The sequence below is a fragment of the Quadrisphaera sp. KR29 genome, assembly GCF_052644995.1.
This window is the reverse complement of sequence record NZ_JBQXXG010000023.1, coordinates 42,287-56,975: the sequence shown is the minus strand read 5'-3', so window position 1 is coordinate 56,975 and position 14,689 is coordinate 42,287. Positions and strand designations below refer to the sequence as shown.

The following is a 14,689-nucleotide window of genomic DNA, read 5'->3' as shown; positions in this document are numbered from 1 at the left end:
CCCCCCCCCCCGGGGGGGGGGGGCGCACCCCAATGACCACGGACGGGGGACGGATCAGGCGGAGGGCGCCAGGGTCGACGCGTCGATGACGAAGCGGTACCGCACGTCGGAGTTGACGACCCGGTCCCAGGCCTCGTCGACCTGGTCGCCGCTGATGACCTCGACCTCGGCGCCGATGTGGTGCTCGGCGCAGAAGTCGAGCATCTCCTGCGTCTCGGCAATGGAGCCGATGTTCGAGCCGGCCAGGCTCTTGCGGCCCATGATCAGCGCGCCGGCGGGCACCTGGAACGGCTTGCTCGGCAGGCCGACGGTGCACAGCACGCCCTCCGGCTTGAGCGCCGCGAGGTAGGGCTTGATGTCGACGTCGGCGGAGATCGTCGTGATGATGAGGTCGAAGGTGCCCCGCAGGGACTCCAGCGCCCCCTCGTCACCGGTGGCGACGTAGTGGTCCGCGCCCAGGCGCAGGCCGTCCTCCTGCTTCTTCAGCGACTGCGAGAGCACGGTGACCTCGGCGCCCATGGCGTGGGCGATCTTCACGCCCATGTGGCCCAGGCCGCCCATGCCGACGATCGCGACCTGCTTGCCCGGTCCGGCGCCCCAGTGGCTCAGCGGGGAGTACAGGGTGATGCCGGCGCACAGCAGCGGCGCGGCGACGTCGAGGTCGATGCCCTCGGGGATGCGCAGCACGAAGTCCTCGTCGACGACGATCTTCTCGCTGTAGCCGCCCTCGGTGGGGCGCCCGTCCTTGCCGATGGCGTTGTAGGTGCCGACGTTGCCCTTGAGGCAGTTCTGCTCGCGGCCCGCGGTGCACTCGGAGCACTCGCGGCAGGAGTCGACCATGCAGCCGACGCCCACGCGGTCGCCCACGGCGTGCTTGGTGACCTCCGAGCCGACGGCCGAGACGGTGCCGGCGATCTCGTGGCCGGGGGTCAGCGGGAACAGGGTCTCGCCCCACTCCCCGCGGCCGGTGTGGATGTCGGAGTGGCAGATGCCGGCGTAGGCGATGTCGATGAGGACGTCCTTGGGGCCCAGGTCGCGGCGCTCGATGGTGGTGGCCTCGAACGGCTGGCCGGGGCCGGCGGTGCTGCGGGCGTGCACGGTGGTGGGCACGGTTCTCCTTGGTCTGTGCCGGGTGGTCTGCTCACCATCCTGCGCGCGCCGCGGAGGTCGTGCACGACGGGTCCGCGGCGCGCGAGCCCCGGGCGGGCGCCGCCGACCGGGTGAGGCGGGCCGCCCGGCCTCCAGCGCGGGGCCGCGCGCGACGAACCCGGAGGAGGTGCCTCTCCCGGCACCGCCGCCGGAAGGAGCCCGCACGTGGTCGAGACGTCAGCAGCGCTGGCAGCGTCGGCTGCTGAGCTCGGGCTGTCCCCCGGCGAGCAGCTGCTCGTCGCCGCCGGCGTCGTCGCCGTGGCGGTGCTGGTCTCGCTGCTCGTGCTGCTGCGCCGCCAGCACCGCCGCCAGAACTCCCTGCTGCGCACCGACCCGCTGACGGGCCTGGGCAACCGCGTCCTGCTCGCCGAGGTGGGCGAGCGGGTGCTCGCCGCGCTGCCCGAGCTGGACGGCGACGGCCGCCACGGCCCCGGCCTGCTGCTGCTCGACCTCGACGGCTTCAAGGACGTCAACGACACCCTCGGCCACGCCGCCGGCGACGCGCTGCTGGTCCAGGTGGCGCGCCGCCTGGACGACGCCGCGCCGGCGGGGGCGGTGGTCGCCCGCCTCGGCGGTGACGAGTTCGCGGTGCTGCTCACCACCCCCGTCACCACCGCGCAGGCCGTGCTGCACGGCAAGCGGCTGCTCGCGGCGCTGGGCGCCGGGGGCTTCTCCGCCGACGGGGTCGACCTGGACATCACCAGCAGCGTCGGCGTCGCCGTCGCCCCCACCGCCGGCCGCACCATCGGCGAGCTCCTGCGCCACGCCGACCTGGCGATGTACGAGGCCAAGCGCTCCCGCGCCGGGGTGCTGCCCTACACCGCGGACCTGGCCCCCGAGAGCAGCGACGCCCTGACCACCCTGTCCGCGCTGCGCCAGGCCATGGACCAGGGGGAGCTGACGCTGCTCTACCAGCCGGTGGTCGACGCCCGCACCCGCCAGCTGTGCGCCTTCGAGGCGCTGCTGCGCTGGCAGCACCCGACCCGGGGGCTGCTCACCCCCGTGGAGTTCCTCCCGCTGGCCGAGCGCACCACGCTCGTGAGCCCGCTGACGCGCTGGGTGGTGCTCACCGCGGTCCGCCAGGCCGCCGCGTGGCGCCGCGCGGGGCTGGACACGACCGTCGCCGTCAACATCAGCGCCTCGGTCCTGGAGCCCGGGCTGCTGGGCATCGTCGACGAGGCGCTCGCCCGCGGCTCCTGGCCGCCGGAGCAGCTGGTCCTGGAGATCACCGAGACGGCCGTGGCCAGCGACGCCGGCGAGGCCCTCGAGGTGGTCCGGACCCTGGGGGAGCGCGGCGTGCGCATCTCCGTGGACGACTTCGGCGCGGGCTACACCAGCCTGGGCCAGCTGCGCGAGCTGACCGTGCATCAGCTCAAGGTGGACCGGCAGTTCGTCACCGACCTGCTGGGCGGCCCCGAGGACGAGGCGATCGCCGCCAGCATCATCGACCTGGGGCACCGGCTGGGCCTGCGCGTCATCGCCGAGGGCGTCGAGAGCGGTGCCGCCGCCGACCGCCTGCGCGACCTCGGCTGCGACGAGCTGCAGGGCTACTGGGTGGGCCGGCCGATGAGCGCGGACCTCGCGCTGGAGCGCTGGCAGCCGGGGGCCGCACGGGCGGCGGGCGCGCCGGGCGCGGAGGTCAGCGCCTCGCCGACCTCGCCCGCCACCGGCTGAGGCCGGGCGGCCCACCCCCGCTCAGGCGCCGCGCCACACCAGCACGAGCGCGCGGTCGTCGGTCTCCTCCACGGCCGCGGCGTCGACGAGGCGCTCCGCAGCGCCGGCGCGCCACCCGCTGCGGCCCGCCTCCTCGGCCAGGCGCAGCAGCGTGGCCGTGCCCACCGAGAGGTCCTCCCCCGGCACCTCGACCATGCCGTCGGTGCACAGGTACAGCGCCTGGCCCGGCAGCAGCCGCCCGGACACGTGCGGGAACCGCACGTCGGGCACCAGTCCCAGCGCCGGGCCGCCGAAGTCGTCGAGCAGCCGCCAGGGCCGCCCGCCCCCGCCCGTGCCCGGCGGCGGGTGCCCCGCGCAGCTGACGCGGAAGTCACCCGTGCCCAGGTCCACGGCCAGGTGGACGGCGGTGGCGAACCCCTCCGGCCAGTCCTGGCGCAGCAGGTAGGCGTTGGCGGCGGGCAGGAAGCCCTCCACGGGCATGGCCCCCAGCAGCCCGCCGAACGCCCCGGAGAGCAGCAGGGCGCGGGTGCCGGCGCCCTGCCCCTTGCCCGAGACGTCGACCAGCACCACCTCGAGCAGGTCCTGCCCGTCGCGCGGGGTCCGGGTGGCCACCACGAAGTCGCCGCTGAAGCCGTCGCCGAACGCCGGCCGCAGCTCGGTCTCCACGTGCCACTGCGACGGCAGCGGGGGCACCCGGCCCTGGCTGCGCAGCCTGTCGCGCAGGTCCACGAGCATGGTGTCGCCCAGGGTGCCCTGGACCCCCAGCCGCTCGCGGCTGCGCACGAAGACCGCCACGAGCACGCCGGTGGCCGCCAGGAGCAGCAGGTCCCCGGGGCGGGTGCGCAGGCTCTCGGGGTCGGGCACGGACACCGTCAGCGCCGCCCCGGCCGCCGCCACCAGGTACAGCAGCACCATCGTGCGCATCCGCAGGAAGAACCCGCCCAGCAGCAGCACGAAGACCATGGCGCTGGTCGGCGCCCACTGCGGCGCGAGGGCGCCGGTCAGGGCGACGACGACGGCGAGCGCCGTCAGCCACAGCAGCAGCCACGCCTGGCGCGGCATCGTGCGGGGGCGGAAGCGCGCGGCGAGGCGGCGGGTCAGGCGCCGACGACGCCGGTCGAGCCAGCGCGCGGCGCGGTCCAGGCGCGGGCGCACGTGCCGACCCTAGCCGTGGGCCGCGACGGCGTTCCGCGGTTCGCCGACTCCCGCCCGCACCCCGCCGCGCACCCCGCCGCGCGCCGCGACCGGACGCCGCGACCGGGCGCCCGGCTGCGCCCGCGAGAGGGGCGTCAGGCGTCGAAGGGCGAGACCTGCGTGCCGGGCGCCTGGCAGGTCGGGCACCAGAAGAGGTTGCGGCCCTCGACCACGGTGGTCGCCACCGGGGTCGAGCACAGCCGGCACGGCAGGCCCGTGCGCCGGTACACGTAGTGGGCGCCGGCCTGGCCGCGCCGCACGGGCGTGCCGTCCACCTCGTCGTCGCGCCTGCCGCGGTCGACGGGGCGCGTGGTGACGATGCGCCCGGAGCGCACGCCCGCGCGCATGAGCACGCGCAGGTCCTCGTAGACGCCGGCCAGCCGCTCGGGCGCGACGTCGCGCCCGGTGGCGAAGGGGTCGATGCCCGCCCGGTACAGCGCCTCGGCGCGGTAGATGTTGCCGGCGCCGGCCAGCACGTCCTGGTGCATGAGCAGCGCGCCGATGCTCACGCGCGAGCGCCCGGCGCGCTCCACGAAGCGCTCGGGCCCGTCGTCGGCGCGCAGCGGGTCCGGGCCGAGGCGCGCGCGCAGCTCGTCGACCTCGGGGCGCACCATGACCTCGCACGCCGTCGGGCCGCGCAGGTCGGCCCAGCGCAGCGGGCCGGCGCCCTGCGCGGCGTCCAGCGTCACCAGGCGCAGGCGCACCTGCCCGACGGGCGCCGGAGGCGCGGCGAGCGCGCCGCCGCCCTCGCCGTCGTCGTCGTCGGTCGAGCCGGCGTCGACGGCGCCGTTCGCGGCGCCGAAGAAGACCTTGCCGTACAGGCCCAGGTGCACGTGCAGCCACCGCTGCGGCGCGCGGCGCGCGCTGGCGGCGGCCGGGGAGAAGCCCACCAGCAGGTGCTTGCCCACGGCGTCGGAGCGCACGACGCGGTGCCCGTCGAGCAGCGCCGCGCCCTCGGCGAAGCGGCCCTGCGGGCTGCTGGCCTCCACGACGCGGCCGCCGAAGGCGTCGCGCACGGAGCGGGCGAGGCGGTGGAGGGTGTGACCTTCAGGCACGGAGGTCGACCATGCCGCCTGCACGGCGGTTCCGCCCGTCGGGAGGCGGCGGCCGGGTCAGCGCTCGGTGAGGTGCTCGTCCTGCCAGGCGGTCATGAGGTCGATGCGGCGCTGGTGGCGCTCGTCGCCGCTGAAGGGCGTGGTCAGGAACGCCTCGACGATCGCGGTGGCGTCCTCGAGCGAGTGCATGCGCGCTCCCACGCTGACGACGTGCGCGTCGTTGTGCTGGCGCGCCAGCTGCGCGGTCTCCAGGCTCCACGCCAGCGCGGCGCGGATCCCGGGCACGCGGTTGGCGGCGAGCTGCTCGCCGTTGCCGGAACCGCCGAGCACCACGCCGAGCGCCTCGGCGCCGGAGCGCACGTCGGCGCGGACGCCGAGGGCGGCCGGGATGCAGAAGTCGGGGTAGTCGTCCTGGGCGTCGTAGGCGGCGGGGCCGTGGTCGACGACGTCGTGACCGGCGGCGCCGAGGTGCTGCACGAGGTGCTGCTTGAGCTCGAAGGCGGCGTGGTCGCTGGCGATGTGGACGCGCACGGCGCTCATCCTGGCACTGCCACCGTGATCATGGACTTCCGCCACCCACCCGACCGCCGGGGTGCGGGGGAGGGTGGCGGACTCCCATGATCACGGACGGGAGGGGCGGGTCAGTCGAAGACCGGGCCCTGCGTGCGGGTGCGCTTGAGCTCGTAGAAGCCCGGGTAGGCGGCCACCGCGGTGACGCCGTCCCACAGGCGCCCGGCCTCCTCGCCCTTGGGCGCGGGGGTGATGACGGGGCCGAAGAACGCCGGGCCCTGCTCGCCGTCCTTCCCCGCCACGCCGATGACGGGCGTGCCGACGTCGTCACCGACGCGGCTGATCGCCTCGTGGTGGGAGGCCTTGAGCGCCTCGTCGTACTCGGTGCTGTCCGCGTACCGGGCGAGCTCGGCCGGCAGGCCCGCGTCGGCGAGGCCGCCGACCACCGCCGCGTGGAAGTCCTTCTCACCGCCGGGGTGGATCCGCGTGCCGATGGCGGTGTAGAGGGGCTCGACGACCTCCTGGCCGTGCAGCTCCTTGGCGGCGGTGACCACGCGCACCGGGCCCCACGCCTTCTTCATCATCTCGGCGTACTCCTCGGGCAGGTCGCGCCCGTCGTTGAGCACCGCCAGGCTCATCACCCGGAAGGTCACGTCGATGTCGCGGACCTTCGCGGCCTCGAGGATCCAGCGGGAGGTCATCCACGCCCACGGGCAGATGGGGTCGAACCAGAAGTCGACGGGGCTCTTCGCTGCGCTGTTCGATGGCTCGCTCATGCCCCAGATCCCACCACCGGAGCGGGCGGAGCGCTCGCAGTGGCCGCGTGGCAGCATCGGGCGGGTGCGGACCAGCCACCACGAAGACGGGGCCGGGCAGCCGGCCGACCACCAGCAGGGCATGAACCTCTCCCGGGCGGAGGCCGCAGAGCGCGCCGCGCTCGTCGGCGTCAGCAGCTACGACGTCGAGCTGGACCTCACCACGGGGCCCACGACCTTCCGCTCGCGCACCGCGGTCAGGTTCACCGCCCGCGAGGGCGCCTCCACCTTCCTCGACCTGGTGGCCCCCCACGTGCACGAGGTGGTGCTCAACGGCACCGCGCTGGACCCCCACGAGGTCGCCGACGGGGTGCGCGTGCAGCTGCACGGGCTGGCGGCGGAGAACGAGGTCGTCGTCGTCGCCGACTGCGCCTACATGAACACCGGGGAGGGGCTGCACCGCTTCGTCGACCCCGTGGACGGCGAGGTCTACCTCTACTCCCAGTTCGAGGTGGCGGACTCGCGCCGCGTGTTCGCGGTGTTCGAGCAGCCCGACCTCAAGGCGGTCTTCACCTTCACGGTCACCGCCCCCGACCACTGGACCGTGGTGTCGGTCTCCCCCACCCCGGAGCCGGAGCCCGGCCCGGCGCAGGGTGCGGCGACCTGGCGCTTCGCGCCGACCCCGGTGCTGTCCAGCTACGTCACGGCCATCATCGCGGGGCCGTACCACGTGGAGCGCGGCGAGCTCACGAGCAGCGACGGCCGCACCGTGCCCCTGGGCGTGTTCTGCCGCAAGAGCCTCGCCGAGCACCTCGACGCGGGCGAGGTCATGGACATCACCCGGGCGGGCTTCGCCTTCTACGAGGGCCTGTTCGAGATCCCCTACCCGTTCCCCAAGTACGACCAGCTCTTCGTGCCGGAGTTCAACGCCGGCGCGATGGAGAACGCCGGCGCCGTGACGTTCCTGGAGCGCTACGTCTTCAGGTCCAAGCCCACCGAGGCCGTGGTCGAGCGCCGCGCGGTGACGATCCTCCACGAGCTCGCGCACATGTGGTTCGGCGACCTCGTGACCATGCGCTGGTGGGACGACCTGTGGCTCAACGAGTCCTTCGCGGAGTACGCCTCCACGCTGGCCACCGCCGAGGCCACCCGCTGGACCGACGCCTGGACCACCTTCGCCTCCATGGAGAAGGCGTGGGCGTACCGCCAGGACCAGCTGCCCTCGACCCACCCGATCGTGGCCGACATGGTCGACCTCGAGGCGGTGGAGGTGAACTTCGACGGCATCACCTACGCCAAGGGCGCCAGCGTGCTCAAGCAGCTGGTCACCTACGTGGGCCGTGACGCGTTCTTCGAGGGCGTGCGCCGCTACCTGCGCGCGCACTCCTTCTCCAACGCCACCCTCGCCGACCTGCTGCGCGAGCTCGAGGCGACCTCGGGCCGCGACCTCGCCTCCTGGTCGAGCGTGTGGCTGGAGCGGGCCGGCGTCACCACGCTCAAGCCCGAGGTGCACACCGCCGAGGACGGCGCCATCACCTCCCTCGTGGTCACCCAGACCACCCCGCCCGAGCACCCGGTCCAGCGCCCGCACCGGCTGGCCGTGGGCTTCTACGACCTCCACGTGCCGGGCTCCGGCGGCCACACGGCAGCTGAGGACGACGACGACGCGGGCGACGCGGGCGACGCGCCGGCCGCCGGCGCCGCCCCGCGCCTCGTGCGGACGGGCCGGGTGGAGGTCGACGTCGACGGCGAGCGCACCGACATCGCGCCGCAGCTCGGGTCGCTGGCCGGCAGGGACGCCCCCGACCTGCTCCTCCTCAACGACGACGACCTCGCCTACGCGAAGATCCGGCTCGACCCGTCCTCGCTGGCCACGGCGGTGGAGCACCTGTCGGCCATCGAGGACCCGCTGCCGCGCACCCTGGTGTGGTCGGCGGCGTGGGACATGGCCCGCGACGCCGAGATGGCGGCCCGCGACTTCGTCGACCTCGTGCTCGACAACGCCGCCGTGGAGTCCACGCCCGCGACGTCCTCGGTGCTGCGCACGCTGCTGCAGCAGCTGACCACGGCGGCTCGGCTGTACACCGCGCCGGGCCACCGCGACGACGTCGTGGCCGGGGTGGCCGCCTCCCTGCTCGACCTCGCGGTCGCCGCCGAGCCGGGCAGCGACGCGCAGCTGCAGCTGGCCACCGCGGCCGCGGGCTGGGCCCGGACGCCGGCGCAGCTCGACGCGGTGGCCGGGTGGCTCTCCGGGGACGCGCCGCTGGAGGGGCTGGCCGTGGACACGGACCTGCGCTGGGAGCTGCTGACCGCGCTCGTCGTCGAGGGGCGCGCCGGGGAGGCGGAGATCGCCGCGGAGCTGGCCCGTGACGACACCGCCTCCGGGCGCCTGGCCGCCGCGGGCGCCCGCGCCGCCGTGCCGGACCCGGGCGCCAAGCAGGCGGCGTGGTCGCAGCTGGTGGCGTCCTCGGCGGAGCCGGGCCTGGCCAACGCCGAGCGGGCCGCGGTCATCGGCGGCTTCGCGCGGGTGCACGACGCGGCGCTGCTCGAGCCGTTCGTCGAGCCGTACTTCGCCGCGATCGAGGGCACGTGGCGGATGCGCACCAACGAGATCGCCCAGCAGGTGGTCACCGGGCTCTACCCGGTGCTGCTGGCCTCGCCGGCGCTGCTGGAGCGCACCGACGCGTGGCTCGCGCAGGCGCCCGAGGACCTCCCGGCGCTGAAGCGCCTCGTCAGCGAGCAGCGCGACGGCGTCGCCCGCGCGCTGCGCGCCCAGGAGCGCGACCTGCTGCGCTGACCCGCTCCGCGTCCTTCGCAGCCGAGCGCCTGGTTGCGGTTCCTGACCCCTCCGGAACCGCAACCGGGCGCTCGGCTGCGGTCCGGGGGGTCCTGGGAACCGCAACGGGGCGCTCGGTTGCGGTGAGCGGGGGGCTCAAGGGACCGGGCGCCGGCGCCGATGCAGCGGCGTGCACCACCTCGCGCCACCGGCCGCCGGCCCGCGCGCAGACACCCGGGCCGCCCGGTGATCGGGCCGGCCTTCCCACGGGTGCTCGACGCCGCGCGCACCGGCGCGCCGTGGGCGCTGGAGACCCTCTACCGCGAGCTCGCCGGGCCGGTCACCGGCTACCTGCGGCTGCACGGCGCCGCCGAGCCCGACGACCTGGCCAGCGAGGTCTTCGTCGGCGTGCTCACCGGCGTCGGCGGCTTCACCGGCGACGAGGCGGGCTTCCGCGCCTGGGTCTTCACCATCGCCCACCGCCGCCTGGCCGACTCCTGGCGCCGTGCGTCGCGCCGCCCCGCGCTGGCCGACGTCGACGTCCACGACGACGCCGCCACGGCAGCCCTGCCCGGCGGTGACGCCGAGGAGGAGGCCCTCGCCTCCCTCGGCACCTCCCGCGTCCACGACCTGTGCGCGCAGCTCCCCCGCGACCAGCGGGCCGTCGTCCTCCTGCGGGTGCTCGGCGACCTCTCGGTCGACGAGGTCGCGCGGGTGCTCGGCAGGACCCCGGCGTCCGTGAAGGCCCTGCAGCGGCGCGGCCTGCTCACCCTGTCGGCCCAGTGCGGCGCAGACCGCGCAACCCCGCGGGGCTCCGCGGCGATGACGGAGACGAGATGACCGAGAACCCGAGGACGCGGTCCTTCGACGAGGACGTCCGCGCGCTGCGCGCGGACGGCGACGCGCCGTCGGCGGCGCGGCTGGAGGCCTTCGCGCGCGACGTGCGCGCCGTGGCACGCCAGCCGCACCGCCCCAGCGCCGACCTCGCCGTCCTGCTGGCCACCGGTCACCTCACCGACACCGCCGACGCGCCCGCCCGGGCCGGCGGCGCAGACCCGGCCGCGGCGCACCCGCAGCGGCCCGCTCGCCCGTGGAGGCAGCCCGTGACCGCAACCCGCCAGCTCCTGTCCGCCGCCGGCCGCCGCGTGGCCGCAGCGGGCGCCGCCCGCGTCAGCGCCGCCGCCGGTGCGGCGCTCGTCGTGGCCGTCGTCGGCGCGGGGGCCGCCGGCGCCCTGCCGGGGCCGGTGCAGGACGGCTTCGCCGCCACCGTCTCCGCCGTGACCCCGCTGGAGGCGCCGACCAGCGGCGACGACACCACCACCGACCCCACCACCGACCCCACCGGCGACACCGGGACGGACACCGGCGCGGACCCGACGGCTGAGCCGACCGGCGCGCCGGCCGACGCGCCGACCGGTGCGCCCGAGGACGCACCGACCGGCACGCCCACCGGCACCCCCGGCGCCGGCGGGACGAGCGACCCGGACCCGGGGTCCACCGAGGCGCCCAGCACCGGTGGGGACGCCGAGGACGGCGACGACGACGGCGGCTCGGCCCCCTCCGGGACGCCGACCTCCGCGCCCGTCGCCCCGCCGACCAGCGGCGGCATGGGCCCGTGGGTCAGCAGCCAGGCCCGTTCCGGCGGGGTGGACGGCAAGGCGGTCAGCGGCGCGGCGCACGCCCGCAACGACGCCCGCCGCGACGGCCGCACCGGCGCCGGCTCGGGCGGCAGCGCCGCGCCCAGCACCCCGCCCGCGCCGTCGACGAGCGCCCCCGCGACCGAGGGCTCCTCCTCGTCGTCCTCGGAGGTCGAGGGCGACGACGACGGCGGCACCTCGCACGGCCGCGGCAGCGGGAGCGGCTCCAGTGGCTCCGGGAACGGCGGCGGCAACGGCCACGGCAAGGGCCACTGACACCCCCTCTTCGCAACCGGGCGCCCGGCTGCGGTTCCCGACCGGGTCGGAACCGCAGCCGGGCGCCTGCTTGCGAGGAGGGAGGCCCGGGGGCGGGGCTCAGAAGCCGGTGTGGCTGGGCCAGGTGGTCGGCTGCCAGGCCAGCTGCGCCGACAGCTGCGCCACCGCCGGGGCCTCGCCACGCACCCGGCCGGCGGCGGCCAGCGCCACCAGCGGCGTCTGGCCCAGGTAGGCCGCCGACAGCGCGCCCACGTCGCAGGTGACGTCGGGCTCGTCGGCGGTGGCCGAGGCCTCCACCCGCCCGCCGGCGAGCTCGAGCCGCCAGCGGCCGCCGGCCAGGCCCAGCGCATCGTGCACCTCCAGCACGCAGGCGCCGGGCGGGCCCAGCCACCCCCGGGCCGCCAGGGCCGCGGGCACGTCGAGCAGGCGGGCCCAGAACTGGTCGCTGGCCTCGGCCGGCAGCGCCCGGCGGCGGTCGTGCAGCAGCTCCGGCAGCGGGTCGTCGAGGGGGCGGTCGGTGAGGCGGACGGTGTCGACGACGTCCATCGAGACCAGGTGCTGCCACAGCGCCGCCTGCGCCGCGGGCGTGGCGGCGAACAGGTCGGTGACCTCCACGGTGCTGTCGTGGCGCATGCCCGCCCACTGCTCCTGCGCCCGGTAGCGCGCCACCCCGACGGCCGCTCCGGCGGCGTCGCGGGCGAGCAGGGCGGTGCGCCGCTGCTTGGTGTCCTCCCCGGGCGCCGGGTCGAGCCCGAGCGCGACGTCCCACCACCGCTGCGTGCGCGCCACCGCCCCGGGCGAGCCCGCGGCCACCGAGGCGTGCAGGGCGGGGGCCTCAGGGCGCAGGTCGGCGTCCTCCACCAGCTCGACGACGACGTCCTCGGCGCCCGCGGGCACGTGCTGCAGCGGGGCGGGCGCGCGCACCTGGAGCGACTGGGTGCCCACGGCGGCGCCGAAGCCGAACCGGCCGTAGATGGGCGCCTCGCCGGCCACGAGGTAGGCCAGCGGGACACCGCGCTCGCGCGCCGCGCGCAGGTCGGCGGTGATCATGCGGGTGAGCAGCCCGCGGCGCCGGTGCGTGGGCGCGACCGTCACCGCGCTGACGTGGTCGGCGAGCACCCCGTGGCCGGCGCCGCCGGGCACGGGCAGGGGGGCGTCCCAGGAGCGGTAGGTGCCGACCACGCGGTCCCCGTCGAAGGCGCCGGTGAGCCGGTGGCCCTCCCAGGAGGGGCTGCGGTGGCGCAGGCCCTCCTCGGTGATCACCGCCGGGTCCAGGAACGTCCGCGCCACCGACCTCAGCCAGGCCAGCCGCTCGCCCTCGGAGACCGCCCTGACCTCGACCTGCCCCTGCTGCCCGCTCACGCCACCACGCTAGGGCGCGGGCAGCGCCCCGGCGCCGGGTGTCAGTCCTCCTCGCCGCTGCTGACCAGCTCGGCCAGCGAGAGGACCCGCGGGCGCTCGCGCAGCTCCTCCAGCAGCACCACCTCACCGGAGCCGTCGGTGAGCGGCACCCGCCAGTTGGGGTACTCGTCGGAGGTGCCCGGCTGGTTCTGCGTGCGGCGGTCCCCGACGGCGTCGGTGAGCGCGACGCCCACCAGCTTGGCCGGCGTGGCCAGCAGGAAGGCGTGCAGCGCCTCGACCACCTCGCGCTCGGTGGGGCGCTCCCCCAGCAGCCCCAGCTCCTGCAGCTGGTCCAGCACGGCGGCGCGGTCGGCCTCGTCGGCGGCGCGCTCCTCCTCCAGGGAGCGGGTCAGCAGGCCGAGCCTGTCGCGCAGCTCGATGTGCTCGCCCGCGAGGTACCCGGCGGTCGGCGGCAGGTCGTGGGTGTTGACCGTGGCCAGGCACAGCTCGCGCCAGGCGCTCGGCGGCAGGGGCCGACCCTCGCCGTCCTTCTCGAACCACAGCACGGACGTGCCGAGCACCCCGCGCTCGGTGAGGTAGCCGCGCACCCACGGCTCCACCAGGCCCAGGTCCTCCCCCACCACCACTGCGCCGGCGCGGGCGGCCTCCAGGCACAGGATCCCGACGAGCGCGTCGTGGTCGTAGCGGACGTAGGTGCCCATCCCGGGGCCGGAGCCGTTGGGCACCCACCACAGGCGGAACAGGCCGAGCACGTGGTCGACCCGCAGGCCGCCGGCGTGGCGCAGGATCGTGCGGACCATGTCGCGCCACGGCGCGTACCCGGCCTCGGCCAGGGCCACCGGCTGCCACGGCGGCTGGGACCAGTCCTGGCCCTGCTGGTTGAAGGCGTCCGGAGGGGCGCCCACCGAGACCCCGGTGGCCAGCACGTCGCGCAGCGCCCAGGCGTCGGCGCCGGAGGGGTGCACGCCGACGGCCAGGTCGTGCATGACGCCCAGGGCCATGCCCGCCTCGACGCCGGCGGCCTGGGCGCGGGCCAGCTGCTCGTCGCACTGCCACTGCAGCCACTCGTGGAACTCGATGTCCGCGGAGAGCTCCTCGCGCAGGCGCTCGACCAGCGGCGAGCCGATCCGGGAGGCCTCGGCCGGCCACGGCTGCCCCTCGCCGAAGTGCTCGATCATCGCCGCCCACAGCGCGTAGTCGGCCAGCCCCTGGCCCTCGCGGGCGCGGAAGGCGTCGAAGGCGGCCTGGCGGGCGTGGCTGCGCCCGGCGTGGAAGACGGTCTTGAGGGCGGCGCGCTTGGCGGCCCACACGGCGTCTCGGTCGAGCTGGCCGGGGTCGGTGTTGCGCGCCTGCAGCGGCTCGGCCTGCCACTCCACGAGCGCGTGGTCGGTGGCGGGCAGGTAGGCGAACTCGCGCACGTCCTCCACCCGCAGGTAGAGCGGGTTGGTGAAGCGGCGGGTGGTGGGCAGGTAGGGGCTGTCCTGCTGGTGGCCCACCGGCTCTGCGGCCAGCAGCGGGTTGATGAGCAGGAAGTCGGCGCCCAGGTCCCGGCCGGACCAGTCGAGCAGCTCGGCCAGGTCGGCCAGGTCGCCGATCCCCCAGGAGGCGCGGCTGCGCACCGAGTACAGCTGGGCCATGAAGCCCCAGCGGTGCCCCGGGCCGGCGATCGCGGCGGGCAGCTCCAGGCGGTCGGGGGTGACCACCAGGGAGGCGGTGGCCTCCTGCGCGGCGGCCCCGGAGCCGCCGGTGGTGACGACCAGCTCGTGGTAGCCCAGCGGCAGGTCCTCCGGCAGCACGAACAGCTGCTCCTCGCGGCGCTCGCCGTCGACCTCTCGGGCCGCGGGGGCGGCGCCGGTGGCCGTGCGCTGCAGCGCCCGCTGCCCGCCGTCCTCCAGCACCACCGAGGCGTGCACCTGCGCGCCGGCGGGCACGCGCACCGGCAGCTCGTGCTGGCTCCCGGACCTCACGACGACGACCGGCGGCAGCGCCCGCCGCCACGGCGCCAGCTCGTGCTCGGCCAGGGAGCGGGCGACCTCCTCCTCGGAGGCGCAGGCGATGCCCATGGCGCTCAGGACGGCGACGATCGTGGAGCGGGAGACGGTGATGTGCCCGCCCTTCCAGTCCCAGTACTCCGTGGCCACGCCGTGGGCGGCCGCCAGCTCCCCCAGGCGCGCCGAGGGCGGCTCGGAGGGGTCGATGACCAGCGAGGGGGTGTCGTCGGCGGGCACGGCTGTGCGGACCTCCGGGTCGGGTGACCAGGCCCCCCGCCCGTCGTCCCCGCTGCGGGCGAGCACGGACTGC

At 76.3% G+C, this 14,689-nt stretch carries 11 protein-coding genes; 4 read left to right on the top strand and 7 right to left on the bottom strand.

What is annotated here, in order from left to right; all coding sequences use genetic code 11:
- Window positions 1-54 precede the first annotated feature (54 nt).
- On the bottom strand, window positions 55-1,110 hold the full coding sequence (locus ACUN9U_RS16610; protein WP_445486122.1) for an NAD(P)-dependent alcohol dehydrogenase: 1,056 nt from the start codon (window positions 1,108-1,110) through the stop codon (window positions 55-57).
- Window positions 1,111-1,314: 204 nt separating this feature from the next.
- On the opposite strand from ACUN9U_RS16610, the gene ACUN9U_RS16605 reads away from it, so the two are divergent.
- Window positions 1,315-2,823, top strand: a complete 1,509-nt coding sequence (locus ACUN9U_RS16605) for a putative bifunctional diguanylate cyclase/phosphodiesterase (protein ID WP_445486121.1) — start codon at window positions 1,315-1,317, stop codon at window positions 2,821-2,823.
- A gap of 21 nt (window positions 2,824-2,844) precedes the next feature.
- Here ACUN9U_RS16605 and ACUN9U_RS16600 read toward each other — a convergent pair whose 3' ends face one another.
- The 4 genes from ACUN9U_RS16600 to ACUN9U_RS16585 form a co-directional block, all read right to left on the bottom strand.
- Complete coding sequence (locus ACUN9U_RS16600) at window positions 2,845-3,978, bottom strand: PP2C family protein-serine/threonine phosphatase (RefSeq protein WP_445486120.1); 1,134 nt, start codon at window positions 3,976-3,978, stop codon at window positions 2,845-2,847.
- Window positions 3,979-4,112: 134 nt separating this feature from the next.
- Window positions 4,113-5,072, bottom strand: coding sequence for an Fpg/Nei family DNA glycosylase (locus ACUN9U_RS16595; RefSeq protein WP_445486119.1), 960 nt, complete (start codon window positions 5,070-5,072; stop codon window positions 4,113-4,115).
- A gap of 57 nt (window positions 5,073-5,129) precedes the next feature.
- Window positions 5,130-5,603, bottom strand: coding sequence for a ribose-5-phosphate isomerase (locus ACUN9U_RS16590; RefSeq protein WP_445486118.1), 474 nt, complete (start codon window positions 5,601-5,603; stop codon window positions 5,130-5,132).
- A gap of 110 nt (window positions 5,604-5,713) precedes the next feature.
- Window positions 5,714-6,358, bottom strand: a complete 645-nt coding sequence (locus ACUN9U_RS16585; RefSeq protein ID WP_445486117.1) for a mycothiol-dependent nitroreductase Rv2466c family protein — start codon at window positions 6,356-6,358, stop codon at window positions 5,714-5,716.
- A 121-nt stretch (window positions 6,359-6,479) separates the two neighbouring features.
- On the opposite strand from ACUN9U_RS16585, the gene pepN reads away from it, so the two are divergent.
- From pepN to ACUN9U_RS16570, 3 genes are all read left to right on the top strand, one after another.
- Window positions 6,480-9,134, top strand: a complete 2,655-nt coding sequence (gene pepN, locus ACUN9U_RS16580) for an aminopeptidase N (RefSeq protein ID WP_445486128.1) — start codon at window positions 6,480-6,482, stop codon at window positions 9,132-9,134.
- Between the two features lie 249 nt (window positions 9,135-9,383).
- Window positions 9,384-9,953, top strand: a complete 570-nt coding sequence (locus tag ACUN9U_RS16575) for an RNA polymerase sigma factor (protein ID WP_445486116.1) — start codon at window positions 9,384-9,386, stop codon at window positions 9,951-9,953.
- Window positions 9,950-11,026: a hypothetical protein gene (locus ACUN9U_RS16570; protein ID WP_445486115.1), complete on the top strand. Its 1,077-nt coding sequence runs from the start codon at window positions 9,950-9,952 to the stop codon at window positions 11,024-11,026. Before ACUN9U_RS16575 ends, ACUN9U_RS16570 begins: the two co-directional genes overlap by 4 nt.
- Before the next feature lie 99 nt (window positions 11,027-11,125).
- On the opposite strand, the gene ACUN9U_RS16565 is transcribed toward ACUN9U_RS16570, so the two are convergent.
- Complete coding sequence (locus ACUN9U_RS16565) at window positions 11,126-12,388, bottom strand: GNAT family N-acetyltransferase (RefSeq protein WP_445486114.1); 1,263 nt, start codon at window positions 12,386-12,388, stop codon at window positions 11,126-11,128.
- A 41-nt stretch (window positions 12,389-12,429) separates the two neighbouring features.
- Entirely contained in the window at window positions 12,430-14,616 is a 2,187-nt protein-coding gene (gene malQ, locus ACUN9U_RS16560; RefSeq protein WP_445486127.1) for a 4-alpha-glucanotransferase, read from the bottom strand.
- Window positions 14,617-14,689 lie beyond the last annotated feature (73 nt).

Excerpts from the sequence above, each read along its gene's own strand:
- ACUN9U_RS16585 (WP_445486117.1), bottom strand. The coding sequence starts at position 6,358 with ATGAGCGAGCCATCGAACAGCGCAGCGAAGAGCCCCGTCGACTTCTGG.
- pepN (WP_445486128.1), top strand. The coding sequence starts at position 6,480 with ATGAACCTCTCCCGGGCGGAGGCCGCAGAGCGCGCCGCGCTCGTCGGC.
- ACUN9U_RS16570 (WP_445486115.1), top strand. The coding sequence starts at position 9,950 with ATGACCGAGAACCCGAGGACGCGGTCCTTCGACGAGGACGTCCGCGCG.